Genomic DNA, 24,601 nt, shown 5'->3' with positions numbered 1-24,601 from the left:
ACTGGTCAGTGCAAAAGTTACCCGCGAGTCGCTTCGCTGGCAAAACCCCAGCTCAGCCGGATTGTCAGTGGGCGCCTCCACCATGGACACAGACGGCGACAAGTCCGTCACCCGACGACAGGAGGCTCGTCATGGTCAGCCCTTTCGCAGCAGCCGACGTCCACCCCGTGTCCCGCAGGAGCGCCGCCCCGCCCGCCGCCCTCGACCTGCTCGCCAAGGCCCACGCCGGGCTCGACGAGGCCGCCGCCCTCGACCGCCCCCACGAGCGGTATGCCACCGCGCACCTCGCCGCCCTGCGCGCGGCGGCCGCCGTCCTCGCCGCCCGCGCCCGCCCCGTGCCCCCGACCCGCCGGCGCCAGGCCATAAGGAGCGCCTGGGAGCTGCTGCCGCAGCTCGCGCCCGAGCTCACCGAGTGGAGCGTCCTCTTCGCCTCCGGGGCCCCGCGCCGGGCCCTCGCCGAAGCCGGGGTCGCCGCGGCCGCGACCCCGCGCGAGGCCGACGACCTGGTCAGGGACGCCGCCCACTTCCTGCGCCTGGTCGAGCGGCTGCTCGTGCTCCAGCCGGTGCTGCCCCGGCAGCCCCCGGCGGACGGCGTCGCCGGTTGATCGGCACCCCACCCCGGAGGCCATAGGGTGGGGACGTCCGTACCCGTCACGAAGGAGCCGAGAGCCGTGCCGGACCCATCCGCTGTCTTCAGCCGCGAGGCGTCGTCGCGCCCGTCGCGCGCCTCCCTGCGCACCGCCGTCGTCTGGGACGTCCTCAAGGACGCCCTCGACCGCCGGGTCGGGAGCACCGGGAAGGCCGCCCTGGACGTCCTCGACACCGGCGGCGGCTCCGGCAACTTCGCGGTGCCGGCGGCCCGCCTCGGCCACCGCGTCACCGTGGTCGACCCCAGCCCCAACGCGCTCTTCGCGCTGGAGCGCCGCGCCGCCGAGGCCGGGGTCGCCGACCTGGTGACCGGCGTCCAGGGCGACGTCCGCGGTCTCTTCGACGTGGCCGAGCGCGGCGCCTACGACGTGGTGCTCTGCCACGGCGTCCTGGAATACGTCGACGACCCCGCCGAGGGCGTGCGGAACACGGTGGCCGCGCTCCGCCCCGGCGGCGCGCTCAGCCTCCTCGGCGCCGGACTCGGCGGCGCGGTCCTCGCCCGCGCCCTCGCCGGACACTTCACCGAGGCCCGGACCGCGCTCGGCGACCCCGACGGCCGCTGGGGCGCCGGCGACCCCGTGCCCCGGCGCTTCACCGCCGAGCAGCTCACCGGACTGGCCGAGGAGGCCGGCCTCTCCGTGGCCGCCGTCCACGGCGTGCGGATCTTCGCCGACCTCGTGCCCGGCGTCCTCGTCGACACCGAGCCCGGAGCCGCCGAGGCCCTCCTGAAGCTGGAGGAGGCCGCCGCCGAACTGGCCGCCTTCCACGCCATCGCCACCCAGCTCCACGTGCTCGCCGAGAAGCCCGTCTGATCCGGCGGAACTCCGGGGCCGCGCCACCCGTTCGGAGGTGCGGGCCCGGCTCTGCCACAGGCCGCCCCATATGCGGCTTCGCGCCGTATGATCGAGGGAAACCATCCGGCATGACGGGCGGACGGCTGGGGAATCAACGCCTCACCAACCGAACCGCATGGCGGCCCGGATTGGCTGATCGGTATTGAGGGCGGGTTTCACGGGGGCGATTCCCTGCCTATCCTGAAAGGGCCGCAACCGGTCGCCCCCGCGACCGACGACTAGGAGGACTCCGTGCCGCTCTCGGAGCACGAGCAGCGAATGCTCGAGCAGATGGAGCGAGCGCTGTACGCCGAAGACCCCAAGTTCGCGACAGCGCTCGAGGGAAGCGGGCTGCGCACGTACACCCGGCGACGGGTCTACCAGGCAGTCGCCGGCTTCCTGGTGGGTATCGCGCTCCTCATGACCGGAATGGTTATCCAGCAGATCTGGATCAGCGTGGTGGGGTTCCTCGTCATGCTGGGCTGCGCGGTCCTGGCGGTCACCGGCTGGCGCAAGGCGCCGAAGCCGGGCGAGCAGCCGCAGCAGGCGGCCAGGGGCCGCCGTGGCGGTGGGCAGGCGCGACGCTCCATGATGGACCGGATCGAGACGCGGTGGCAGCGACGCCGCGACGAGCAGCAGGGCGGCGGTCACTGACGCCCCGCTGAGCGGAGACCCCGCACCCCCGTGACCCCGCCCCGCCGGCCCGAGCCCGGCGGGGCGCGGTCTTTCCCCGCGCCCCCGCGTCGTGGGCCGCGCCCGCCGGACGCGCCCCACGACGCGGCTCAGGCGTGGAGCCGGGGGGCGCGGGACTTGAGGGCGGCCCAGCGGGCGGAGGCGGACCAGTGGAGACGGGCCGCGGACCGGGGGGCCAGGAGGGCACGGAGCCGGACCGCGCGCGTGGCCCGCGCGTGGAACCCCGCCCGTACCCGCTCCGCGTCCCGCGCGAGCCCCGCCACCATCCGCGGCGACGGCGCGTAGAGGGCCTCCTCCACCGCCCGCGCCACCCGGTGCACCGATTCCGCCGCCTCCCCGGACAGCTCACCCGCCCGGACGATCCGCTCCGCGGTCCTGCGGGGCGTCTGCGCCTCGTCGGGTTCGAGACCGTGGTCCCAGGCCGTGTCGCCGATCTCCCGCCACACCGCCAGCGCGCCGGCCGAGGGGGCGAGCCGCTTGGCCCGCACCCGGGTCCGCCAGAGGAGCGGGACCAGGGGCACGGCCAGGACCAGCAGCGCCGCCAGCGTCCATCCGCCGACCTTCAGCAGGTCCGTGCCGCCGCCGGAGGACGTGTCGTCCGCCGCCGCCGGGTTCGGGCCGCACTCGCCGAGGCGCCGCATCTCCGGCGGGCAGCTCTCCGAGGCGCTCGGCGCCGCCGAGGGCTGCGCCGAGGAGGTCGCGGAGGGCTGCGCCGGACCGGTCGGACCACCGGTGGGGGAGGCCTGCCGGGTGTACGCCGGGGTGGAGCCGCGCGACGGCGTCGGCTCGAAACGGGTCCAGCCGGAGCCCTCGAAGTACAGCTCCGGCCAGGCGTGGGCGTCCCGGATGCCGACCGACACCGAGCCGTCGGACTGGGGGGTGCCCGGCATGAAGCCGACCGCGACCCGGGCCGGGATGCCCAGCGTGCGGGCCATCGCCGCCATCGAGAAGGAGAAGTGGATGCAGAACCCCTCCTTGTCCCTCAGGAAGCGGGAGATCGCCTGCGTGCCCGTCCCGGACGTCACGTCGACGTCGTACCGGAAGCCGCCGTCCTCGGAGAACCAGTCCTGGAGCAGGACCGCCCGCTCGTAGTCGTTCGCCGCGTCCTTGGTGACCTCCAGGGCCGTCGACCGCACGTCGGCGGGGAGGCTCCCGGGCACCTTGGTGTACTCGCGGAGCAGTTGCTCCGGCGCCGGGCCCGCCCCGGCGAGCTGCTCGCTCGTGGGCTGCACGTCGAGGCTGGTCACCTGGTAGCGGACGCCCTTGGTCGTCTGCTTGTCGTCGCCGACGAGCATCCGGCCGGACGGCTCGAACCGCCAGCGGCCCTCGATGTCGACCCGGGCGGCCGGGAACGGCATCGGCAGCCACTTCTGGTCGTACCCGTCCGAGGCGACGAAGTTGCTGGTCACCTCGGAGGTGCGGACGGACTGCGCCAGGCCGTCGGGCCACGGCAGCACCTTCGGCACCGCCTCGATCGGGCGGACCGAGGACTTCCAGGAGGTGCCGTCGAACTGGTCGAGGGCGACGAGCCGCAGGTACAGCCCGCTGTTGTCCAGGGCGTTGGTCCGGTAGCGCAGGACCTCGAAGTCCTCCGGCTGCCGCAGGTTGTCCTGGAGGGAGACCAGCGGATTCACCGCGGCGATGGTGCCGCCGCCCCCACCGCCCTCGCCGGGACCCGATCCGCCGCCGGTGCCCAGCAGCCCGCCGGAGAAGCCCGGCAGGACGAGCGGCACCACCAGGGCGGTGCCCATCGCGACGGCGCCGATCCGGCGGCCGGTGCGGACCGGGGCGAAGGCGTTCCCGCCGCCGCCCGCGGCCGAGCCGGGCCGGCCGGAGCGCTGGGCGCCGCCGAAGACCCGCCCCCAGGCCGAGAGCCGGTCGCGGCCCTCGGCGAGCAGCAGCAGGAGGTAGCCGGTGGCGGCGAGCAGGAACCAGAGCTGGCCGGCGCCGCCCCCGGACAGCCCGGCGGCCACCGAGTACAGCGCGAGCAGCGGCAGACCGGCCGGGGCGGCACGGCGGAAGGTGACCGCCAGGACGTCCACCAGCAGCCCGATCGTCAGCACGCCCGCGACCAGCATGAGCCGGATGCCCTCGGTGTCCGGGGCGGGGATCGCGTAGGTGCCGACGTCCTCGGCGCCGAGCCGGAACAGCTCCGCCACCCGCTGGACCGCGAGCGGCCCGGGCAGGAAGCCGAGGAGCGCCTGCTCCCGGGCGAAGACCACGGTCAGCGCGACCACGCCGACCAGCAGCTGGACGCCGACCGTCAGCGGCCGGGCCAGCGGCACCCGCCGGCACAGCATGCCGGCGGCGCTCTGCAGGGCGAGCAGGAAGGCGGCGGTGAAGATCCAGGTGGCCGGCTTGACCAGGGGCAGCAGCGCCCCGGCGGCCATCAGGGAGGCCGCCCAGGCGGCCAGTGCCAGACGGGTGAGCCCGCTCATGCCCATCCTCCGTAGCTGTCCGCGGCGGCGGTGTCGCGCAGCGCCCCGGCGGCCTGCTGCCAGAGGTCGGCCATGCGGGCGCCGGGCGGCACGGAGACGACCGTCCAGCCGGCCTCGCGCAGCTCCCGGATCCGGTTCTCGACGGCCCCGGCCACGGCGCCGCCGGTCAGCCAGGTGCCGGAGTCCAGGACGAAGGCGACGGCGGCGCCGGCCCGGCCGCGCATCCGGCCGGCCAGGGCGGCCTGCTCCTCGTCGAGGTCGCCGAGGAAGGCGACGAGCAGTCCCTCGCTCCCGGCGCGCAGCACGTCGGAGGCGCGGGAGAGCCCGGCGCCGTCGGAGTGGTCGACGATCGCGAGGGTGTCCATCAGCAGCCCGGCCGTCTCCGCGGAGTCGCCGGCCGACGCGCCCGCGTAGCCCTCGGAGCCCTCGCCGGGGACGGCGGTGCCGGTGTCGGTGAGCAGCCGGACCGCGTAGCCGCGCTCCAGCATGTGGGTGAGGACGGAGGCGGCGCCGGAGACGGCCCACTCGAAGGCCGAGTCGGGGCCGGAGCCCTGGTAGCCGACCCGGCGGGTGTCGAGGAGGACCGTGCAGTGCGAGCGCTGGGGCTGCTCCTCGCGGCGGACCATCAGCTCGCCGTAGCGGGCGGTGGAGCGCCAGTGGACGCGGCGCAGGTCGTCGCCGATCCGGTAGGCGCGCGGGATGACGTCGTCGTCGCCGGCGAGGGCCAGGGCGCGCTGCCGGCCCTCCCCGTACCCGGACGCCTCGCCGCCCAGCCTGACCGGCGGCAGCGCCGTGGTGCGCGGGACGACGGTCAGGGTGTCGTACGCGTGGAAGGAGCGGGTCAGCTCGCACATCCCGAAGGGGTCGCTCAGCCGGAGCTGGAGCGGCCCGAGCGGGAAGCGGCCGCGCAGGTCGGAGCGGACCCGGTAGGAGACCTCGCGCCGGCCGCCGGCCTCGACCCGGTCGAGGACGAAGCGGGGGCGGGGGCCCAGCATGTAGGGCACGTGGTCCTGGAGCATCAGCAGCCCGGTGGGGAGCTTGGAGACGTTCTCCATCCGGAGCCGGACCCTGGCCTCGGTTCCCGCCTCCACCCGCTGCGGGGTGAGCATGCGGGAGGTGGCCACCCGGTAGCGGGTGCGGTGCAGGACGACGGCGCAGATCAGCGGCAGGCTGGCGAGCAGCAGGCCGACCCGGAGCAGGTCGGCCTGGCCGAGCACGTAGGCGCAGACCGCGGCGGCCGCCCCGGCGGCCAGGAAGGACCGGCCGCGGGTGGTGAGCCCGGAGAGGGCGGCCCGCAGGCCGGCCCGGCCGTCCTCGGCCCGGGGGCCGGCGCGGTCGTCGGCCCGCTGCCCCTCGGGTGCGGCGGGGGTCGCCATCACAGCTGTCGGCCCCCGGGCAGCCGGCCGTGGACCGGCCCGGCGGGCGGGGCCGTGGACGGGACGGGGGTCCGCTGGAGGATGTCGAGGACGACCTGCTCGGCGTTGCGCCGGCCCAGCTGGGCCTGCGCGGTGGGCAGCAGCCGGTGCGCGAGCACCGGGACGGCCAGTGCCTGGAGGTCGTCGGGCAGCACGTACTCGCGGCCGGCGAGGGCGGCGGAGGCCCGGGCGGCCCGCAGCAGGTGGAGCGTGGCGCGCGGGGAGGCGCCGAGCCGCAGGTCGGGGTGGCTGCGGGTGGCGGCGACGATGTCGACCGCGTACCGCCGGACGGCGTCGGCGACGTGCACCGCGCGGACCGCCTCGATCAGCTTGAGGATCTCGTGGGCGTGGGCGACCGGCTGGAGGTCGTCCAGCGGGTTGACCGCCCCGTGCACGTCGAGCATCCGGAACTCGGCCTCGGCGCTCGGGTACCCGATGGAGACGCGGGCCATGAAGCGGTCGCGCTGGGCCTCGGGCAGCGGGTAGGTGCCCTCCATCTCGACCGGGTTCTGGGTGGCCACGACCATGAACGGGCTGGGCAGCTCGTAGGTGTGCCCGTCGATGGTGACCTGGCGCTCCTCCATCGACTCCAGGAGCGCGGACTGCGTCTTGGGCGAGGCACGGTTGATCTCGTCGCCGATGACGATCTGGGCGAAGATCGCGCCCGGTTTGAACTCGAACTCCCGACGCTGCTGGTCGAAGATCGACACGCCGGTGACGTCCGACGGCAGCAGATCGGGGGTGAACTGGATGCGGCGCACCGAACAGTCGATGGACCGCGCGAGCGTCTTGGCGAGCATGGTCTTGCCGACGCCGGGCACGTCCTCGATGAGGAGATGGCCCTCGGCGAGCAGCACGGTCAGCGCGAGACGTACGACCTCGGGCTTGCCCTCGATCACGCTCTCCACCGAGCCGCGGACGCGCTCCGCGGTGGTGGTCAGATCTGTGAGGCTCGCTCGGTCGTCATAGGTCGTCACCCCGGCCCTCCTCGGCCTTGCAGGAACACGGACACCTGCCCCCGATGGGATGTACGGGGGGTGTCACCCGAGCATTCTCGTGGGGATGGCCGGGCCCTGTCACTCGCCTGTGGACAACCGCAGGCGAAATGCCGGGGTTTGTCGTCTTACGCGGGGGCGGAAGTTGTGCTCGGGCCGGTGCCGGAACCATTTTCCACAGGGTGGATCTCGCGCAGCAGGCCGGTCGTGACGTCGAAGACGAACCCCCGGACGTCGTCGGTGTGCGGCAGGAAGGGGGAGGTGCGGACCCGCTGCATCGACTGCCGCACGTCCTGGTCCACGTCCCGGAACGCCTCCACCGCCCAGGCCGGCCGCTGGCCCACCTCGTCCTCCAGCTCGTGCCGGAAGTCCTCGGTGAGCGACTCCAGGCCGCAGCCGGTGTGGTGCACCAGCATCACGGCCCGGGTGCCGAGCGCCCGCTGGCTGATGGTGAGGGAGCGGATCGCGTCGTCGGTGACGACGCCGCCCGCGTTGCGGATGGTGTGGCAGTCGCCGAGTTCGAGGCCCAGCGCGGCGTGCAGGTCGAGCCGGGCGTCCATGCAGGCCACGACGGCGACGCGGAGCACCGGACGCGCGTCCATGCCCGGGTCCGCGAAGTCGGCGGCGTACCGCGCGTTCGCCTCGACGAGCCGCTCGGTGACCGAGGCGTCGGCGGGCGTCGCGCCGGACGGGCCGGGGGAGGGGTGTGCGGAGATCGTCATGACTCCGACGGTAGTGCGCACCACCCCCGCGGACCCGCTGTGAGAAGCGGACAAAGAACACCGATGATCCCGTGTGTGAGCCAACCCACAGTGCTCACGGGCCGCCGCCGATCGGGTGAACCGCCCGGAAGGTCCACCCGCGCGCCCGGCGCCGCGCGGCGCGCCAGCCGGTTGATTGACCGGCCCCGTCCGTGGACTAGAGTGACGCGGAGTTCCCGGAGACAATCGAGCGATTTGCAGCGGTTTCTCCCCCGTGTGCGCGGCGGCACCCACGGCTCGCCCCCTTACCCGCTCGCCGTGCCCGTTCTGAGAGGGTGCGTTGAGCAACGACCGACACGTCCCGGTGATGCTCCAGCGGTGCCTGGACATGTTGGCCCCGGCCCTCCAGCACCCCGGAGCGGTCGTCGTCGACTGCACCCTGGGCCTCGGCGGACACAGCGAGGCCCTGCTCCGCGCCTTTCCCGAGGCCCGGCTCGTCGCCCTCGACCGCGACAAGGAGGCCCTGCGCCTCTCCGGCGAGCGGCTCGCCCCCTTCGGGGACCGCGCCACCCTCGTCCACGCGGTCTACGACGAACTCCCCGAGGTCCTCGACCGGCTCGGCATCGACAAGGCCGACGGCGTCCTCTTCGACCTCGGCGTCTCCTCGATGCAGCTGGACGAGGCCGACCGCGGCTTCGCCTACGCCCAGGACGCCCCGCTCGACATGCGCATGGACCAGACGACCGGCATGAGCGCCGCCGAGGTCCTCAACACCTACCCGGCTGGCGAGCTGGTCCGCATCCTGCGCGCCTACGGCGAGGAGAAGCAGGCCAAGCGGATCGTCTCCGCCATCGTGCGCGAGCGCGACAAGGAGCCCTTCACCAACAGCGCCCGGCTCGTCGAGCTCATCCGCGACGCCCTCCCGCAGGCCGCCAAGCGCACCGGCGGCAACCCCGCCAAGCGCACCTTCCAGGCCCTGCGCATCGAGGTCAACGGCGAACTGAGCGTCCTGGAGCGGGCCATCCCGGCCGCCGTGAAGGCCCTCGCCGTCGGCGGCCGGGTCGCCGTCCTCTCGTACCACTCCCTGGAGGACCGGCTCGTCAAGCAGGTCTTCGCGGCCGGCGCGGCCACCACCGCCCCGCCCGGCCTCCCGGTCGTCCCCGAGCAGTACCAGCCCCGCCTCAAGCTCCTCACGCGCGGCGCCGAACTCCCCACCGAGGAGGAGGTGGCCGAGAACCGCCGGGCCGCCCCCGCCAGGCTCCGGGGCGTCGAGCGCATCCGGGAGGACGTGCTGTGAGCACGGCGAGGGGGCCGCTCAAAGGCCGGGCCGCGCGGCTCGGACGGCTGATGCCGTCCGGACCCAGCACGGCCGCCCGCACCCCCTTCGTCCTGCTCGTCTTCCTCCTCCTCGGCGGCGGCCTCATCACCCTGCTGCTGCTGAACTCCGCCCTCAACCAGGGCTCCTTCGAGCTGCGCGAGCTCAAGGACCGCACCACCGAGCTCACCGACGAGGAGCAGGCCCTCCAGCGCGACGTCGACGCCAACGCCGCCCCCGACGCCCTGGAGCGCCGCGCCCGCGAGCTCGGCATGGTCCCCGGCGGCAGCCCCGCCTTCCTCGGCCCCGACGGCAAGGTCCTCGGCGAACCCACCGTCGCCGCCTCCCCGAAGCCCTCCCGCACGCCGAGCCGCGCCCCGGACCGCACGGGCGACCCCGGCCCCTCCCGTACGCGCGAGGCCGCGCCCGGCCCCGGCGCGAGCCCCGCCCCGAAGCCCACCGCCACCGGCACCACCCCGACCGCGACCGAGACCGCCCCCACGACCTCCGGCAGGTGACCGAGCAGTGCCCTCCCAGGAGCCCCCGCGCCGCCGCGTCCCCGGCCCCGCGCGCCCGGCCCGCCCCCGGCCCGCCGGAGCCGGCGCCCGGGCCCCGCGCCCCGCGGCGCGCCCGCCCGCCCGCCGCCCCGCGCCCCGGCCGCCCGCCCGCAGGCCCCGCACCATCAAGCTCGGCAGCCCCAAGCCCCGGCTGCGGCTGATCTCCGTCGGCCTCACCCTCGTCATGCTGGCCTTCGTGGTGCGGCTGCTCCAGGTCCAGGCGGTCGACGCCAGCGCGTACGCGGCCAAGGCCGACAAGTACCGCTACCAGGAGTACACGCTCTCCGCCGAGCGCGGCGAGATCACCGACCGCAACGGCATCGCCCTGGCCACCAGCGTCGACGCCTACGACATCACCGCCGACCCGAAGCTCTTCACCCCCGAGGAGTCCAAGGTCCGCGACGCGCCCGAGCAGGCGGCCGCCCTCCTCGCCCCGATCCTCGGCAAGGAGCCGGCGGACCTGGCGAAGAAGCTCCGCACCCCCAAGTCCCGCTACACCCTGCTCGCCCGCAAGCAGACCCCGCAGGTGTGGAACCAGATCAAGGACCTCAAGAAGGTCTACGCGCAGAAGGCCCAGGCGGCCGGCGGCACCGGCGTCAACCTGCTCGGCGGCGTCCTCAGCGAGCCCAGCACCAAGCGCGTCTACCCCAACGGCGATCTCGGCGCCGGGATACTGGGCTACGTCAACGCCGAGGGCCGCGGGGCCGGCGGCGTCGAGTCCATGCTCGACCCCGAACTCGCCGGCCGGGACGGGAAGATCCGCTTCACCGCCTCCGGCGGCCGGCAGGTCCCCACCGCCGGCTCCCAGGGCACCCCCGCCGTCCCCGGCTCCGACATCGAGCTGACCATCGACCGGGACATCCAGTGGGCCGCCCAGCAGGCCATCAGCGACCAGGTCCGCAAGTCGAAGGCCGACCGCGGCTACGTCATCGTCCAGGACACCCGCACCGGCGAGGTCCTCGCCATGGCCAACGCCCCCGGCTTCGACCCCAACGACCTCTCCGCCGCCAACGCCGCCGCCATGGGCAACGCCGCCCTCCAGGACGCCTACGAACCCGGCTCCACCAGCAAGGTCATGTCGATGGCCGCCGTCCTGGAGGAGGGCAAGGCCGCCCCCGACACCCACGTCGTCGTCCCCAACCGGCTCCACCGCGGCGACCGGCTCTTCAAGGACGACATCGACCACAGGACCTGGTACCTGACGCTCAACGGCGTCCTCGCCAAGTCCAGCAACATCGGCACCATCCTCGCCACCGGCCAGCTCGGCAAGGACCAGGCCGAGTCCAACCGCGTCCTCGACGGCTACCTCCGCCGCTTCGGCATCGGCAGCCCCACCGGCCTCGGCTTCCCCGGCGAGACCCCCGGCATCCTCGCCAAGCCCGAGGACTGGTCCACCTCGCAGCAGTACACGATCCCCTTCGGCCAGGGCCTCTCCGTCAACGCCCTCCAGGCCGCCTCCGTCTACTCGACCATCGCCAACGGAGGCGTACGGATCGAACCCACTCTCGTCCGCGGCACCAAGGGCCCCGACGGCCGCTTCACCCCCGCCGCCACGCCCGAGCAGAACCGCGTCGTCAGCGAGAAGACCGCCAAGACCCTCGCCCAGATGCTGGAATCGGTCGTCGAGGACCGCGAGGGCACCGGCACCCGGGCCGCCATCCCCGGCTACCGCGTCGCCGGCAAGACCGGCACCGCCAACCGCGTCGACCCCGAACTCGGCCGCTACAAGGGCTACACCGCCTCCTTCGCCGGCTTCGCCCCCGCCGACCAGCCCCGCGTCACCGTCTACTGCGCCATCCAGAACCCCACCAAGGGCAGCTACTTCGGCGGCCAGATCTGCGGACCCATCTACAAGAAGGTCATGGAGTTCGCGCTCAAGACCCTCCACGTGGCACCCACCGGCAGCGAGTCCGCCCGCCTGCCGGTCACCTTCGAACCCACCCCGTGACCCCCGGGAGCACCACCAGTGACGACGATCACCCCCCACTCCGGGAACCGGAAATCGAACTCCGGCGACGCCCCCCGCTCGTTTGGTCCCCCGCAGGGTGAGCCCGGTACGCTCACCGCCGTGCCACACGCTGATCAGTCCCGAACCACCCCGCCCCGCCCGGAGCGGGCCCGCCCGACACCCCTGGGCGAGCTCGCGCAGCGGCTCGGCACCGAGGCCCCCGACGCCGCACAGGACGTCCCGGTCTCGGGCATCACCCACGACTCCCGGGCGGTACGCCCCGGGGACGTGTACGCGGCCCTGGCCGGCGCCCGCCTGCACGGCGCCGACTTCGTGGCCCAGGCCGCGGGCCTCGGAGCCGCCGCGGTCCTCACCGACCCGGCCGGAGCCGACCGCGCCGCCGCCACCGGCCTGCCCGTCCTCGTCGTCGAGGACCCGCGGGCCCGGATGGGCGAACTCGCCGCCGAGATCTACGGCCGCCCCGGCGCGGACCTCCTCCAGATCGGCATCACCGGCACCTCCGGCAAGACCACCACGGCCTACCTCGTCGAGGGCGGACTGCGCGGCGCCGGGAAGCACACCGGGCTCGTCGGCACCGTCGAGATGCGGATCGGCGACGAGCGCATCAAGTCGGAGCGCACCACCCCCGAGGCCACCGACCTCCAGGCCCTCTTCGCCGTCATGCGCGAGCGGGGCGTCGAGGCCGTCGCCATGGAGGTCTCCAGCCACGCCCTCGTGCTCGGCCGGGTCGACGGCTGCGTCTTCGACGTCGCCGTCTTCAACAACCTCAGCCCGGAGCACATGGAGTTCCACTCCGACATGGAGGACTACTTCCGGGCCAAGGCGACCCTCTTCACCCCGGAGCGCAGCCGCACCGGCGTCGTCAACGCCGACGACGAGTACGGCCGCCGGCTCGCGAAGGAGGCCACCGTCCCGGTCGTCACCTTCTCCGCGGAGGGCCGCGCCGACGCCGACTGGCGCGCCGAGGACGTCGTCCTGGGCGCCGCCGAATCCACCTTCACGGCCGTCGGCCCCGAGGGCGAGCGGATCCCCGCCACCGCCCCGCTGCCCGGCCCCTTCAACGTCGCCAACACCCTCGCCGCCATCGCCACCCTCGCGACCGCCGGGCTCGACCCGCGGACCGCCGCCGACGGCGTCGCCGCCGTCCCCGGCGTCCCCGGCCGCCTGGAGCGCGTCGACGCCGGCCAGCCGTACCTCGCCGTCGTCGACTACGCCCACAAGACCGACGCCGTCGAGTCGGTGCTCCGCTCGCTGCGCGAGGTCACCGAGGGCCGGCTGCACGTGGTCATCGGCTGCGGCGGCGACCGGGACACCACCAAACGCGGCCCCATGGGCGCCGCCGCGGCCCGGCTCGCCGACACCGCCGTACTGACCTCCGACAACCCCCGCTCCGAGGACCCGCTCGCGATCCTCACCGCGATGCTCGCGGGCGCCGCCGAGGTGCCCGCCGCGGAGCGCGGCGACGTCCTGGTCGAACCCGACCGGGCCGCCGCCGTCGCCGCCGCAGTCGCCCGCGCCCGGCCGGGCGACACCGTCCTGGTCGCGGGCAAGGGCCACGAGCAGGGCCAGGAGATCGCCGGGAAGGTCCGTCCCTTCGACGACCGCCAGGTCCTCCGCGAAGCGATCGAGGCGGCGAGCGGGACACCGGCCGCCGCCGCGATCGGACACCGTCACCAGAACAGTCAGGGATGAAGCAGTGATCGCCCTCTCCCTCGCCGAGATCGCCGAAATCGTCGGCGGGCAGGCGCACGACATACCGGATCCGGGCGCCCGGATCACCGGGCCCGTCGTCATCGACTCCCGCGAGGTGAAGCCCGGCAGCCTCTTCGCCGCCTTCGCCGGGGAGCGCGTCGACGGCCACGACTACGCGGAGCGCGCCGTCGCGGCGGGCGCGACGGCCGTGCTCGCCGTCCGCCCCCTCGGCGTCCCCGCGATCGTCGTGGACGACGTGCAGACCGCGCTGGGCGCCCTCGCCCGCACGGTCGTCGAGCGGCTCGGCACCGATGTCGTCGCCCTCACCGGCTCGGCCGGCAAGACCTCCACCAAGGACCTGATCGCCCAGGTCCTCGACCGCCACGCGCCCACCGTCTGGACGCCCGGCTCCCTCAACAACGAGATCGGCCTGCCGCTCACCGCGCTGAAGGCCACCGGGGAGACCCGGCACCTCGTCCTGGAGATGGGCGCCCGCGGCATCGGCCACATCCGCTACCTGACCGGGCTCACCCCGCCCCGGATCGGGCTCGTCCTCAACGTGGGCACCGCCCACATCGGCGAGTTCGGCGGACGCGAGCAGATCGCCGAGGCCAAGGGCGAGATGGTCGAGTCCCTGCCGTCCGCCGAGGACGGCGGAGTGGCGGTCCTCAACGCCGACGATCCGCTCGTCCGCGCGATGGCGAGCCGCACCAAGGCCCGCGTGACCCTCTTCGGCGAAGCGGACGAAGCGGCCGTACGTGCCGAGAACGTCCGCCTCACGGACTCCGGCCGGCCCGCTTTCACGCTTCACACACCCACCGGGTGCAGCGACGTGACCTTGCGCCTGTACGGTGAGCACCACGTGTCGAACGCGCTCGCAGCGGCCGCCGTCGCGCACGAGCTGGGCATGCCTGTCGAGGAGATCGCCACCGCGCTCTCCGAGGCCGGCTCCCTTTCGCGCTGGCGCATGGAGGTCACCGAGCGTCCGGACGGCGTGACGATCGTCAACGACGCCTACAACGCGAACCCCGAGTCCATGCGAGCCGCCCTGCGCGCGCTCGCGGCCATGGGCAGGGCCGGACAGGCCCGGGGGACCCGCACGTGGGCGGTGCTCGGCAAGATGGCCGAGCTCGGTGACGCGTCGCTCGCCGAGCACGACGCGGTCGGACGGCTCGCCGTCCGGCTCAACGTCAGCAAGCTCGTCGCGGTCGGGGACAGGGAAGCGTCCTGGCTGCAACTGGGCGCCTATAACGAGGGTTCGTGGGGTGAGGAGTCGGTGCACGTGTCCGACGCGCAGGCGGCTGTCGACCTGTTGCGCAGGGAACTGCGCCCGGGGGACGTGGTCCTGGTGAAGGCCTCCCGGTCGGTCGGTCTCGAGCAGGTCGCCCTGGCGCTGCTCGACGCTGAGGGCGAGGTATCCGGCCGATGAGGCAGATCCTCTTCGCGGGGGCCATCGGCCTCTTCCTCACCCTGATCGGCACCCCGCTGCTCATCAAGCTGCTCGCCCGCAAGGGGTACGGGCAGTTCATCCGGGACGACGGCCCGCGCGGTCACGCCGGGAAGAAGGGCACGCCCACCATGGGCGGCATCTCCTTCATCCTGGCCACGCTCATCGCGTACGCCCTGGCCAAGGTCATCACCGGCGAGGACCCGACGTACTCGGGCGTCCTGGTGCTGTTCCTGATGACCGGCATGGGCCTGGTCGGCTTCCTCGACGACTACATCAAGATCGTCAAGCAGCGTTCGCTGGGCCTTCGGGCCAAGGCGAAGATGGCCGGCCAGCTCATCGTCGGCATCGCCTTCGCGGTGCTCTCGCTCCAGTTCGCGGACCTGCGCGGGCTCACCCCCGCCTCCGAGAAGCTCTCCTTCATCACCGACTTCGGCTGGTCGATCGGCCCGGTCCTCTTCGTGGTCTGGGCGCTCTTCATGATCCTGGCCATGTCCAACGGCGTGAACCTGACGGACGGTCTGGACGGTCTGGCGACCGGCGCCTCCGTGATGGTCTTCGGCGCCTACACCTTCATCGGGCTGTGGCAGTTCCAGGAGTCCTGCGCCAACGCGCTGACCCTCACCAACCCGAACGCCTGCTTCGAGGTCCGCGACCCGCTGGACCTCGCGGTCGTGGCCTCCGCCCTCATGGGCGCCTGCTTCGGCTTCCTGTGGTGGAACACCTCGCCCGCCAAGATCTTCATGGGTGACACCGGCTCCCTCGCGCTCGGCGGCGCGCTCGCCGGTCTCGCCATCTGCTCCCGTACGGAGCTGCTGCTCGCGCTGCTCGGCGGCCTGTTCGTGCTGATCACGATGTCCGTGGTCATCCAGGTCGGCTCGTTCAAGATGACCGGCAAGCGCGTCTTCCGGATGGCCCCCCTCCAGCACCACTTCGAACTCAAGGGGTGGTCCGAGGTCCTGGTCGTCGTCCGGTTCTGGATCATCCAGGGCATGTGCGTCATCGTGGGCCTGGGCCTCTTCTACGCGGGATGGGCAGCCGACAAGTGAGCGAAGAGCTGGACTGGCAGGGCAAGCGCGTCACGGTCGCGGGCCTCGGGGTGTCCGGCATCCCGGCCGCCCGGGCCCTGGCCGCCCGGGGCGCCGTGGTGACCGTCGTGAACGACGGGGACGACGAGCGCTCCCGGGCGCAGGCCGCGGAGCTGGAGGCGGAGGGGATCACCGTCCGCCTCGGCGACGGGGCGACCCTGCCGGCCGGCACCGGGCTGGTCGTCACCGCCCCCGGCTGGCAGCCGGACAAGCCGCTCTTCGCGGCCGCCGCCGAGGCGGGCGTGGAGGTCTGGGGCGACGTCGAGCTGGCCTGGCGGCTGCGGGGCCCGGACGCGGCCCCCTGGCTGGCGATCACCGGCACCAACGGCAAGACCACCACGACCCGGATGCTCGCCTCCATCCTGGAGGCCGCCGGGCTGCGGACCGCCGCCGTCGGCAACATCGGCGTCTCGCTCCTCGACGCCGTCCTCGGCGACGAGAAGTACGACGTGCTCGCCGTCGAGCTGTCCAGCTACCAGCTGCACTGGGCGCCCTCCGTGCGCGCCCACTCGGCCGCCGTGCTCAACCTGGCGCCCGACCACCTCGACTGGCACGGCTCCATGGAGGCGTACGCCGCCGACAAGGGCCGGATCTACGAGGGCAACCGGGTCGCCTGCGTCTACAACGTCGCCGACCCGCTCACCGAGGACCTGGTCCGCGAGGCCGACGTCGAGGAGGGCTGCCGGGCGATCGGCTTCACCCTCGGCACCCCCGGCCCCTCCCAGCTCGGCGTCGTCGAGGGGATCCTCGTCGACCGGGCCTTCGTCGAGAACCGGCAGAAGAACGCCCAGGAGCTGGCCGAGGTCGCCGACGTGCGGCCGCCGGCCCCGCACAACATCGCCAACGCGCTCGCCGCGGCCGCCCTCGCCCGCGCCTTCGGCGTCGAGCCGCAGGCGGTACGGGACGGGCTGCGGGCCTTCCGCCCCGACCCGCACCGGATCGAACTGGTCGAGGAGGTCGGGGGCGTGACGTACGTCGACGACTCCAAGGCCACCAACACCCACGCCGCCGAAGCCTCGTTGGCCGCCTACGACCCGATCGTCTGGATCGCCGGCGGACTCGCCAAGGGCGCCACCTTCGACGAGCTGGTGGAGAAGTCCGCGAAGCGGTTGCGCGGCGTCGTCCTGATCGGCGCGGACCGCGCGCTGATCCGCGAAGCGCTGGCGCGACACGCCCCGGAGGTCCCGGTGGTGGACCTCGACCGGACCGACACTGGGGCGATGTCCGAGGCGGTCCGCGAGGCGGCCCGGCTCGCCCGCCCGGGGGACACCGTCCTCCTGGCCCCGGCCTGCGCCTCGATGGACATGTTCACCAACTACAACAAGCGCGGCGAGGCGTTCGCGGACGCGGTCCGCGCCCTCGCCGCCACCGGCGACGCCTGACCCGACCACTGCGAGGGTCCGGCCGTACCGGGCCTGACCGGAGGGGGCAGCGACCATGCCGAGCAAGATCGTCGGGACGCGCCGGCCCTCCGCCCGACCGGGCGGAGGGCGGGCTCCCGCGGCCCCGCGTGCGGCGCGCGGCGGAGGCGTGCGCGGGCTCCCCGCGCGCGTGCGGCGGGCCTGGGACCGGCCCCTCACGGCGTACTACGTGATCATCGGAGCGGGGCTGCTCATCACCACGCTCGGCCTGGTGATGGTCTACTCGGCCTCGATGATCACCGCGCTCCGCTACGAGCTCGTGCCGTCCTACTTCTTCCGCAAGCAGTTCTTCGCCGCCCTCCTGGGCACCGGGCTGCTGCTCCTCGCCTCCCGGATGCCGGTGAAGCTCCACCGGGCGCTCGCCTACCCGATCCTGGCCGGGGCGGTCTTCCTCATGGTGCTCGTCCAGATCCCGGGGATAGGGCATTCCGTCGGGGGCAACCAGAACTGGATCTCGCTGGGCGGCCCGTTCATGCTCCAGCCCAGCGAGTTCGGCAAGCTTGGCCTGATCCTGTGGGGCGCCGACCTGCTCGCCCGCAAGCAGGACATGAAGTTGCTCACGCAGTGGAAGCACATGCTCGTGCCGCTGGTGCCGGGGGCCTTCATGCTGCTCGGACTGATCATGCTCGGCGGCGACATGGGCACCGCGATCATCCTCACCGCGATCCTCTTCGGCCTGCTGTGGACGGCCGGCGCCCCCACCCGGCTCTTCGTCGGGGTGCTCGCGGTGGCCGGCGCCCTCGGCGTGCTGCTCATCAAGACCAGCCCGCACCGGATGGACCGCTTCCAGTGCATCGGCGCCACCGATCCGGGTGGCGAGGGGGCCCCGTGCCTCCAGGCCGCGCACGGAATCTATGCTCTGGCATCGGGCGGATGGTTCGGTTCCGGGCTCGGTGCGAGTGTGGAAAAATGGGGCCAACTGCCCGAAGCGCACACCGATTTCATCTTCGCGGTCGCCGGTGAGGAACTGGGCCTCGCGGGGACGCTGTCGGTGCTCGCCCTGTTCGCGGCCCTAGGCTATGCGGGTATCCGCGTGGCCGGACGCACGGAGGACCCCTTCGTTCGATTCGCCGCGGGAGGCGTGACCACCTGGATCACGGCCCAGGCCGTGGTCAACATCGGTGCGGTGCTCGGTCTGCTGCCGATCGCCGGCGTCCCGCTCCCGCTGTTCTCGTACGGGGGGTCGGCCCTGCTGCCGACCATGTTCGCCGTCGGGCTCCTGATCGCCTTCGCGCGACAGGAACCCGCCGCGAAAGCGGCCCTGGCCCTGCGCCGCCCCGGCTGGGGCAAGCGGGCCGGGGTGAGATGGAAGTCGATGCGACGGCGCGTCAAGAAGCGCCCGTCCGGAGAGCGGTGAATTTCGGTGCATGTCGTACTCGCCGGCGGGGGGACCGCCGGTCACATCGAGCCGGCGCTCGCCCTCGCGGACGCCCTGCGCAGGCAGGACCCGAGCGTGGGCATCACGGCGCTGGGCACGGAGAAGGGCCTGGAGACCCGGCTCGTGCCCGAGCGGGGCTACGAGTTGGCGCTCATCCCGGCCGTACCGCTGCCCCGCAAGCCCACCCCGGAGCTGATCACCGTCCCCGGACGCCTGCGCGGCACCATCAAGGCCGCCGAGCAGATCCTGGAGCGCACCAGGGCGGACGTCGTCGTCGGCTTCGGCGGTTACGTGGCGCTCCCCGGCTATCTGGCCGCCAAGCGGCTCGGCGTGCCGATCGTCGTCCACGAGGCCAACGCCCGGCCCGGCCTGGCCAACAAGATCGGCTCCCGGTACGCGGCCGCCGTCGGCGTCTCCACCCCGGACTCCAAGCTGCGGAACGCCCGTTACATCGGCATCCCGCTGCGGCACACCATCGCGACCCTCGACCGGGCCCGGGTCCGGCCCGAGGCGCGCGCCGCCTTCGGCCTCGACCCCAACCTGCCGACGCTGCTGGTCTCCGGCGGCTCGCAGGGCGCCCGCAGGCTCAACGAGGTCGTCCAGCAGGTCGCTCCGGTGCTCCAGCGCTCCGGCATCCAGATCCTGCACGCGGTCGGCCCGAAGAACGAGGTGCCGCGCGTCGACAACATGCCCGGAATGCCGCCGTACGTACCGGTACCGTACGTGGACCGGATGGATCTCGCGTACGCCGCGGCCGACATGATGCTCTGCCGCGCCGGCGCCATGACCGTCGCCGAGCTCTCCGCCGTCGGACTGCCCGCCGCCTACGTCCCGCTGCCCATCGGCAACGGCGAACAGCGGCTCAACGCGCAGCCGGTGGTCAAGGCCGGCGGCGGACTCCTCGTCGACGACGCGGAGCTGTCGCCGCAGTGGGTGCAGGCCAACGTCCTGCCCGTACTGGCCGATCCGCACCGGTTGTACGAGATGTCCCGCGCCGCCTCCGAGTTCGGCCGCCGGGACGCCGACGACCTGCTCGTCGGCATGGTGTACGAGGCGATCGCCGCCCGCCGGCAGGCGTAGCGGGGGACCGAGGGAAGGGGCGCGCGTGGCAGCCGGACCGACGACCGCGGAGAAGAGCGGCACCGAGAGGCCGAAGGGGTCGTCGGACCGGCGGTCCGGTCCGGAGGGGCCGGGCGGGCGCTTCCGCCCGGCCGGCCTGAAGCTCGCCCTGCTCGCCGCCGGTGCGCTCCTGCTCGCCGGCGGCACGGCCTGGGCCCTCTACGGCTCGACCTGGTTCCGTGTGGAACGTGTGAAGACTTCGGGCACGGCGGTGCTCACCCCGGCCCGGGTCGAGGCCGTCGCCGCCGTCCCCGTCGGCGCCCCGCTGGCCACCGTCGACGTCGACGCGATCGAGGCCCGCCTCCGGGAGGAACTGCCCCGGATCGCCTCGGTCGAGGTATTCCGGTCCTGGCCGCACGAAATCGGTCTGAAAGTGACCGAAAGGAAACCCGTGCTCCTTCTGGAGAAACGCGGATCCTTCACCGAAGTCGATTCCACCGCCGTCCCGTTCGCGACCGTCACCACTCCGCCCCGCGGAGTGCCCCGGCTCGTCCTCGACGCGGCCGCTTCGCCCAGCCTGCGCCGGTTCGACGCGGACCGCCTGCTGGCCGAGGCGGTGCGCGTACGGAGTGAACTCCCGGACGCGATCGCGAAGGACACTCGTGTCGTACGCCTCTCCTCGTACGACTCCGTCACTCTGGAGCTGACCCGGGATCGCACCGTGTTCTGGGGCAGTGCCGAACACGGGCCCACGAAGGCCCGGGTGCTCACCGCCCTCATGAAGGCGACCCCCAAAGCGGGGCACTTCGATGTAAGTGCCCCCAGCGCGCCCGCCTCCTCCGGGAGTTGACGCGCATCCGCGCTGGCCAGCACCCTGGTTGGCCAGCGCTACGGGTGATCACATAGGGTGAAAAGAAAAACGGGAGGTTCGGCGTGTTCGTTGAACACGCGCCACGTGTCGACTTAGTGTCCTGTTCGGAAGAGTCCAGCGGACAGGGACACTGGTAACCCTAAACTTCAACGTTAGGGTTGGGGTCGGCGCAACGGACCACCCCATCGGCATCCGTCGTCGCGGCGCGCCAACCACCGCGCAATGACGACACGTAACTCGAGGCGAGAGGCCTTCGACGTGGCAGCACCGCAGAACTACCTCGCAGTCATCAAGGTCATCGGTGTCGGCGGCGGTGGTGTCAATGCCATCAACCGAATGATCGAGGTCGGTCTCAAGGGCGTCGAGTTCATCGCCATCAACACCGACGCACAGGCACTGTTGATGAGCGACGCCGACGTCAAGCTCGACGTCGGCCGTGAACTGACCCGCGGCCTCGGGGCCGGGGCCAACCCCGCCGTCGGCCGCAAGGCGGCCGAGGACCACCGTGAGGAGATCGAGGAGGTCCTCAAGGGGGCCGACATGGTCTTCGTCACCGCCGGCGAGGGCGGCGGCACCGGCACCGGCGGCGCGCCCGTCGTCGCCAACATCGCCCGCTCGCTCGGCGCCCTGACCATCGGCGTGGTCACCCGCCCCTTCACCTTCGAGGGCCGTCGTCGCGCCAACCAGGCGGAGGACGGCATCGCCGAGCTCCGCGAAGAGGTCGACACCCTCATCGTCATCCCGAACGACCGGCTGCTGTCCATCTCGGACCGCCAGGTCTCGGTCCTCGACGCCTTCAAGTCGGCCGACCAGGTCCTGCTCTCCGGCGTCCAGGGCATCACCGACCTCATCACCACCCCGGGTCTGATCAACCTCGACTTCGCCGACGTCAAGTCGGTCATGTCCGAGGCCGGCTCGGCCCTCATGGGCATCGGCTCCGCCCGCGGCGACGACCGCGCGGTGGCCGCCGCCGAGATGGCGATCTCCTCGCCGCTCCTGGAGGCGTCCATCGACGGCGCCCGCGGTGTGCTGCTCTCCATCTCCGGCGGCAGCGACCTCGGTCTCTTCGAGATCAACGAGGCCGCCCAGCTGGTCAGCGAGGCCGCCCACCCGGAGGCCAACATCATCTTCGGCGCCGTCATCGACGACGCCCTCGGCGACGAGGTCCGGGTCACCGTCATCGCGGCCGGCTTCGACGGCGGCCAGCCGCCGGCCCGCCGGGACAACATCATCGGCTCGGTCTCCGCCAAGCGCGAGGAGCCGGCCCCGGCCCCCCGCGTCGCCGAGACCCCCCGTCCGCTCGGCGGCCTCGGCACGGTGACCCCCCGCGAGGAGCCCCCCGCCGTCCAGGCCGAGCCGGCCCCGGTCGTCAACGAGGCCCCGCTGCCGCCCGTCCCGCCGGTGGTCCCGCCGGCCCGTCCGTACGCGGACAGCCCCGCCGAGGAGCTGGACGTCCCGGACTTCCTGAAGTGATAGGGCACCGCCTCACCACGAACGGCGCGCACTTCGCCTTCACCGACAGGTGGGGCGGGGTGAGCGCCGTTCCGTACGAGGAGCTCAACCTCGGCGGCGCCGTCGGCGACGACCCGGAGGCCGTCCGGGCCAACCGGGCCCGCGCCGCCGCCGAGCTGGGGCTCGACCCCGCACTGGTCGTCTGGATGAACCAGGTCCACGGCGCCGGCGTCGCCGTGGTCGACGGCCCCTGGGAGAACGGCGGGGCCGTCCCCGCCGTCGACGCGATCGTCACCACCCGTCGCGGCCTCGGCCTCGCGGTCCTCACCGCGGACTGCGTCCCCGTCCTCCTCGCCGACCCGGTCGCCGGGGTCGCCGCCGCCGCCCACGCCGGACGCCCCGGCATGATCGCGGGGGTCGTCCCCGCGGCGGTCGCGGCGATGACGGAACTGGGCGCCGAGCCCGCGCGGATCACCGCCCGCACCGGCCCCGCCGTCTGCGGACGCTGTTACGAGGTCCCCGAGGCGATGCGCGCCGAGGTCGCCGCCGTCGAACCCGCCGCCCACGCCGAGACCTCCTGGGGCACCCCCGCCGTCGACGTCGCCGCCGGCGTCCGGGCCCAGCTGGCGCGGCTCGGGGTCACCGACGTCGAGGACGCCGGGGTCTGCACCCTGGAGTCCGGCGATCACTACTCGTACCGACGCGACCGCACCACGGGGCGACTCGCGGGATATGTCTGGTTGGGCAGGGAAGAGGCATGACGGACCGTACGGCCGAACTCGCGGAGAACCTGGCGCGGGTGGAGGAGCGGATCGCCGCCGCCTGCGCCGCCGCCGGGCGCCCCCGCGAGGAGGTGACCCTGATCGTCGTCACCAAGACCTACCCCGCGAGCGACGTGCGGATCCTGCACGGACTCGGGGTGCGGAACGTGGCGGAGAACCGGGACCAGGACGCCGCGCCCAAGGCGGCCGCCTGCGCCGACCTCGATCTCACCTGGCACTTCGTCGGTCAGTTGCAGACCAACAAGGTCAGATCCGTGGTGGGTTATGCCGATGTGGTGCAGTCCGTCGACCGGCTCAAGCTCGTCTCCTCCCTCTCCGCGGCCGCGGAGAGGGCCGGACGCGAGCTCGGCTGCCTGATCCAGGTCGCCCTCGACGCCGAGTCCGGCGGACGCGGCGACCGCGGCGGCGTGTCGCCGGACGGGGTCGAGGAGTTGGCCGCCGCCCTCGACGAGGCCCCCGGGCTGCGGCTCGGCGGCCTGATGACGGTCGCCCCGCTCGTCGGCGAGTACGCGGGCAGGCAACGCGCCGCCTTCGACCGGCTGATGGATTTGTCGACTGCCCTGCGCGCGACACGTCCGGCTGCGAACATGGTCTCAGCGGGAATGAGTGCGGATCTCGAGGACGCCGTCGCCGCCGGGGCGACACACGTACGCGTCGGTACGGCGGTACTCGGAGTCCGTCCGAAGCTCGGGTAACGTCGCGAAGCAGGTCGGACCACAGCAGAAAATATGGTCATTCCGCGAACGGCGGGGTGACCGCGTGGATCGCGGGCACTTGGTGACGAGGCCGATCCACCACAGAGCGGAGGAATCGGAGCATGGCCGGCGCGATGCGCAAGATGGCGGTCTACCTCGGTCTCGTGGAGGACGATGGGTACGACGGCCGGGGCTTCGACCCCGACGACGACTTCGAGCCCGAGCTGGAGCCGGAGCCCGAGAGGGAGCGGCGTCACACCCCGCCCCGCCAGATCGAGCGCGAGGAGCCGGTGCGCGTGGTGGCCCCTCCGGCCCCCCGGGAACCGGTCGCCCACTCTGCCCCGGTACTCGCCGAAAGCGGTCGTCCGGCCCGAATTGCCCCCGTGGCATCCATCACACCCGAACGCCCGAGCCTGGAGAAGAACGCACCGGTGATCATGCCCAAGGTCGTGTCCGAGCGGGAGCCCTACCGCATCACCACGCTCCACCCCCGGACCTACAACGAAGCCCGTACCATCGGGGAACACTTCCGTGAGGGCACCCCGGTGATCATGAACCTCACGGAGATGGACGACACGGACGCGAAGCGACTTGTCGACTTTGCCGCCGGACTCGTCTTCGGGCTCCATGGCAGCATTGAGCGCGTGACGCAGAAGGTGTTCCTGTTGTCGCCTGCTAACGTCGATGTCACGGCGGAGGACAAGGCCCGTATCGCAGAGGGCGGATTCTTCAACCAGAGCTGAGAACCGAGACCGGACGGACCGGCCGCGAGGGCGGCCGGAGCAAGCTGAGAAAACGAGAGCCAGGGGAGAGGGAACCGCGGGATGGGCGTCGCACTACAGGTGGTCTACATCGCGCTGATGTGCTTCCTCGTCTTCCTGATCTTCCGGCTGGTCATGGACTACGTCTTCCAGTTCGCCCGTTCGTGGCAGCCCGGCAAGGCGATGGTGGTCGTTCTGGAGGCCACCTACACTGTCACCGATCCACCGCTCAAGCTTCTGCGGCGGCTCATCCCGCCGTTGCGTCTCGGGGGCGTGGCACTCGACCTGTCCTTCTTCGTTCTGATGATCATCGTCTACATCCTCATCAACGTCGTGAACTCGCTCGCGAGGTGAGGATGGACGATACGGTCCTGCCGACTGCCGACGACTA

At 73.1% G+C, this 24,601-nt stretch carries 22 protein-coding genes; 18 read left to right on the top strand and 4 right to left on the bottom strand.

The annotated features are described in order from the left end of the window. The first annotated feature begins 131 nt into the window (after positions 1-131). The 3 genes from ACF1ED_RS12080 (at position 132) to ACF1ED_RS12070 (ending at position 2,135) form a co-directional block, all read left to right on the top strand. A complete protein-coding gene (locus ACF1ED_RS12080; protein WP_391759263.1) occupies positions 132-605 on the top strand; it encodes an SAV_6107 family HEPN domain-containing protein in 474 nt (157 codons plus the stop codon). 66 nt (positions 606-671) lie between these two features. After that, positions 672-1,460: a class I SAM-dependent methyltransferase gene (locus tag ACF1ED_RS12075; protein ID WP_391759261.1), complete on the top strand. Its 789-nt coding sequence runs from the start codon at positions 672-674 to the stop codon at positions 1,458-1,460. A 273-nt stretch (positions 1,461-1,733) separates the two neighbouring features. Next, positions 1,734-2,135: a DUF3040 domain-containing protein gene (locus tag ACF1ED_RS12070; protein WP_391759259.1), complete on the top strand. Its 402-nt coding sequence runs from the start codon at positions 1,734-1,736 to the stop codon at positions 2,133-2,135. Positions 2,136-2,263: 128 nt separating this feature from the next. Here ACF1ED_RS12070 and ACF1ED_RS12065 read toward each other — a convergent pair whose 3' ends face one another. The 4 genes from ACF1ED_RS12065 to ACF1ED_RS12050 all read right to left on the bottom strand — a co-directional run bounded on the left by ACF1ED_RS12065 (position 2,264) and on the right by ACF1ED_RS12050 (position 7,744). Continuing rightward, the gene (locus ACF1ED_RS12065) at positions 2,264-4,612 is read right to left on the bottom strand and encodes a transglutaminaseTgpA domain-containing protein (RefSeq protein ID WP_391759257.1); all 2,349 of its coding nucleotides are present in this window, start codon (positions 4,610-4,612) and stop codon (positions 2,264-2,266) included. Further along, positions 4,609-5,988 (bottom strand): DUF58 domain-containing protein, encoded by a 1,380-nt coding sequence (locus tag ACF1ED_RS12060; protein WP_391759255.1) that lies wholly within the window; start codon positions 5,986-5,988, stop codon positions 4,609-4,611. The genes ACF1ED_RS12065 and ACF1ED_RS12060 overlap by 4 nt, the downstream gene beginning before the upstream one ends. Beyond that, the gene (locus ACF1ED_RS12055; protein ID WP_391759253.1) at positions 5,988-7,004 is read right to left on the bottom strand and encodes an AAA family ATPase; all 1,017 of its coding nucleotides are present in this window, start codon (positions 7,002-7,004) and stop codon (positions 5,988-5,990) included. Before ACF1ED_RS12055 ends, ACF1ED_RS12060 begins: the two co-directional genes overlap by 1 nt. A gap of 146 nt (positions 7,005-7,150) precedes the next feature. Further along, positions 7,151-7,744 carry a beta-class carbonic anhydrase gene (locus ACF1ED_RS12050; protein WP_391759251.1) on the bottom strand — a complete coding sequence of 198 codons (594 nt, stop codon included), beginning with the start codon at positions 7,742-7,744 and terminating at the stop codon, positions 7,151-7,153. Between the two features lie 319 nt (positions 7,745-8,063). Here ACF1ED_RS12050 and rsmH point away from each other — a divergent pair, with 319 nt between their 5' ends. The 15 genes from rsmH (at position 8,064) to ACF1ED_RS11975 (ending at position 24,564) form a co-directional block, all read left to right on the top strand. Then, the gene (gene rsmH, locus ACF1ED_RS12045) at positions 8,064-9,020 is read left to right on the top strand and encodes a 16S rRNA (cytosine(1402)-N(4))-methyltransferase RsmH (protein WP_391759249.1); all 957 of its coding nucleotides are present in this window, start codon (positions 8,064-8,066) and stop codon (positions 9,018-9,020) included. After that, positions 9,017-9,556 (top strand): septum formation initiator family protein, encoded by a 540-nt coding sequence (locus ACF1ED_RS12040; protein WP_391759248.1) that lies wholly within the window; start codon positions 9,017-9,019, stop codon positions 9,554-9,556. Before rsmH ends, ACF1ED_RS12040 begins: the two co-directional genes overlap by 4 nt. 7 nt (positions 9,557-9,563) lie before the next feature. Then, positions 9,564-11,543, top strand: a complete 1,980-nt coding sequence (locus ACF1ED_RS12035; RefSeq protein ID WP_391759247.1) for a peptidoglycan D,D-transpeptidase FtsI family protein — start codon at positions 9,564-9,566, stop codon at positions 11,541-11,543. An 18-nt stretch (positions 11,544-11,561) separates the two neighbouring features. Beyond that, entirely contained in the window at positions 11,562-13,256 is a 1,695-nt protein-coding gene (locus ACF1ED_RS12030; protein WP_391759246.1) for a UDP-N-acetylmuramoyl-L-alanyl-D-glutamate--2,6-diaminopimelate ligase, read from the top strand. A gap of 4 nt (positions 13,257-13,260) precedes the next feature. Beyond that, entirely contained in the window at positions 13,261-14,685 is a 1,425-nt protein-coding gene (gene murF / locus ACF1ED_RS12025; RefSeq protein WP_391759245.1) for a UDP-N-acetylmuramoyl-tripeptide--D-alanyl-D-alanine ligase, read from the top strand. Beyond that, positions 14,682-15,752: a phospho-N-acetylmuramoyl-pentapeptide-transferase gene (gene mraY / locus ACF1ED_RS12020; RefSeq protein ID WP_391759244.1), complete on the top strand. Its 1,071-nt coding sequence runs from the start codon at positions 14,682-14,684 to the stop codon at positions 15,750-15,752. Before murF ends, mraY begins: the two co-directional genes overlap by 4 nt. Continuing rightward, a complete protein-coding gene (gene murD, locus ACF1ED_RS12015; RefSeq protein ID WP_391759242.1) occupies positions 15,734-17,173 on the top strand; it encodes a UDP-N-acetylmuramoyl-L-alanine--D-glutamate ligase in 1,440 nt (479 codons plus the stop codon). Before mraY ends, murD begins: the two co-directional genes overlap by 19 nt. A gap of 55 nt (positions 17,174-17,228) precedes the next feature. Then, positions 17,229-18,569, top strand: a complete 1,341-nt coding sequence (gene ftsW, locus ACF1ED_RS12010) for a putative lipid II flippase FtsW (RefSeq protein WP_391759240.1) — start codon at positions 17,229-17,231, stop codon at positions 18,567-18,569. Between the two features lie 6 nt (positions 18,570-18,575). Further along, positions 18,576-19,670, top strand: coding sequence for an undecaprenyldiphospho-muramoylpentapeptide beta-N-acetylglucosaminyltransferase (gene murG, locus ACF1ED_RS12005; protein WP_391759238.1), 1,095 nt, complete (start codon positions 18,576-18,578; stop codon positions 19,668-19,670). 25 nt (positions 19,671-19,695) lie between these two features. After that, a complete protein-coding gene (locus ACF1ED_RS12000) occupies positions 19,696-20,499 on the top strand; it encodes a cell division protein FtsQ/DivIB (protein WP_391759236.1) in 804 nt (267 codons plus the stop codon). A 279-nt stretch (positions 20,500-20,778) separates the two neighbouring features. Beyond that, the gene (gene ftsZ, locus ACF1ED_RS11995; RefSeq protein ID WP_391759234.1) at positions 20,779-21,993 is read left to right on the top strand and encodes a cell division protein FtsZ; all 1,215 of its coding nucleotides are present in this window, start codon (positions 20,779-20,781) and stop codon (positions 21,991-21,993) included. Continuing rightward, positions 21,990-22,733: a peptidoglycan editing factor PgeF gene (pgeF, locus tag ACF1ED_RS11990; protein WP_391759232.1), complete on the top strand. Its 744-nt coding sequence runs from the start codon at positions 21,990-21,992 to the stop codon at positions 22,731-22,733. The genes ftsZ and pgeF overlap by 4 nt, the downstream gene beginning before the upstream one ends. Continuing rightward, positions 22,730-23,449: a YggS family pyridoxal phosphate-dependent enzyme gene (locus tag ACF1ED_RS11985; RefSeq protein ID WP_391759230.1), complete on the top strand. Its 720-nt coding sequence runs from the start codon at positions 22,730-22,732 to the stop codon at positions 23,447-23,449. The genes pgeF and ACF1ED_RS11985 overlap by 4 nt, the downstream gene beginning before the upstream one ends. Before the next feature lie 122 nt (positions 23,450-23,571). After that, complete coding sequence (locus ACF1ED_RS11980) at positions 23,572-24,192, top strand: cell division protein SepF (protein ID WP_030748389.1); 621 nt, start codon at positions 23,572-23,574, stop codon at positions 24,190-24,192. A gap of 81 nt (positions 24,193-24,273) precedes the next feature. Next, the gene (locus tag ACF1ED_RS11975; RefSeq protein WP_391759228.1) at positions 24,274-24,564 is read left to right on the top strand and encodes a YggT family protein; all 291 of its coding nucleotides are present in this window, start codon (positions 24,274-24,276) and stop codon (positions 24,562-24,564) included. The last annotated feature ends 37 nt before the right edge of the window (positions 24,565-24,601 follow it).

The organism is Streptomyces sp. NPDC014656, assembly GCF_043084305.1.
Classification (GTDB): Bacteria; Actinomycetota; Actinomycetes; order Streptomycetales; family Streptomycetaceae; genus Streptomyces.
Note: the sequence above shows the minus strand (reverse complement) of the source record. Positions and strands in the feature narration are given on the sequence as shown.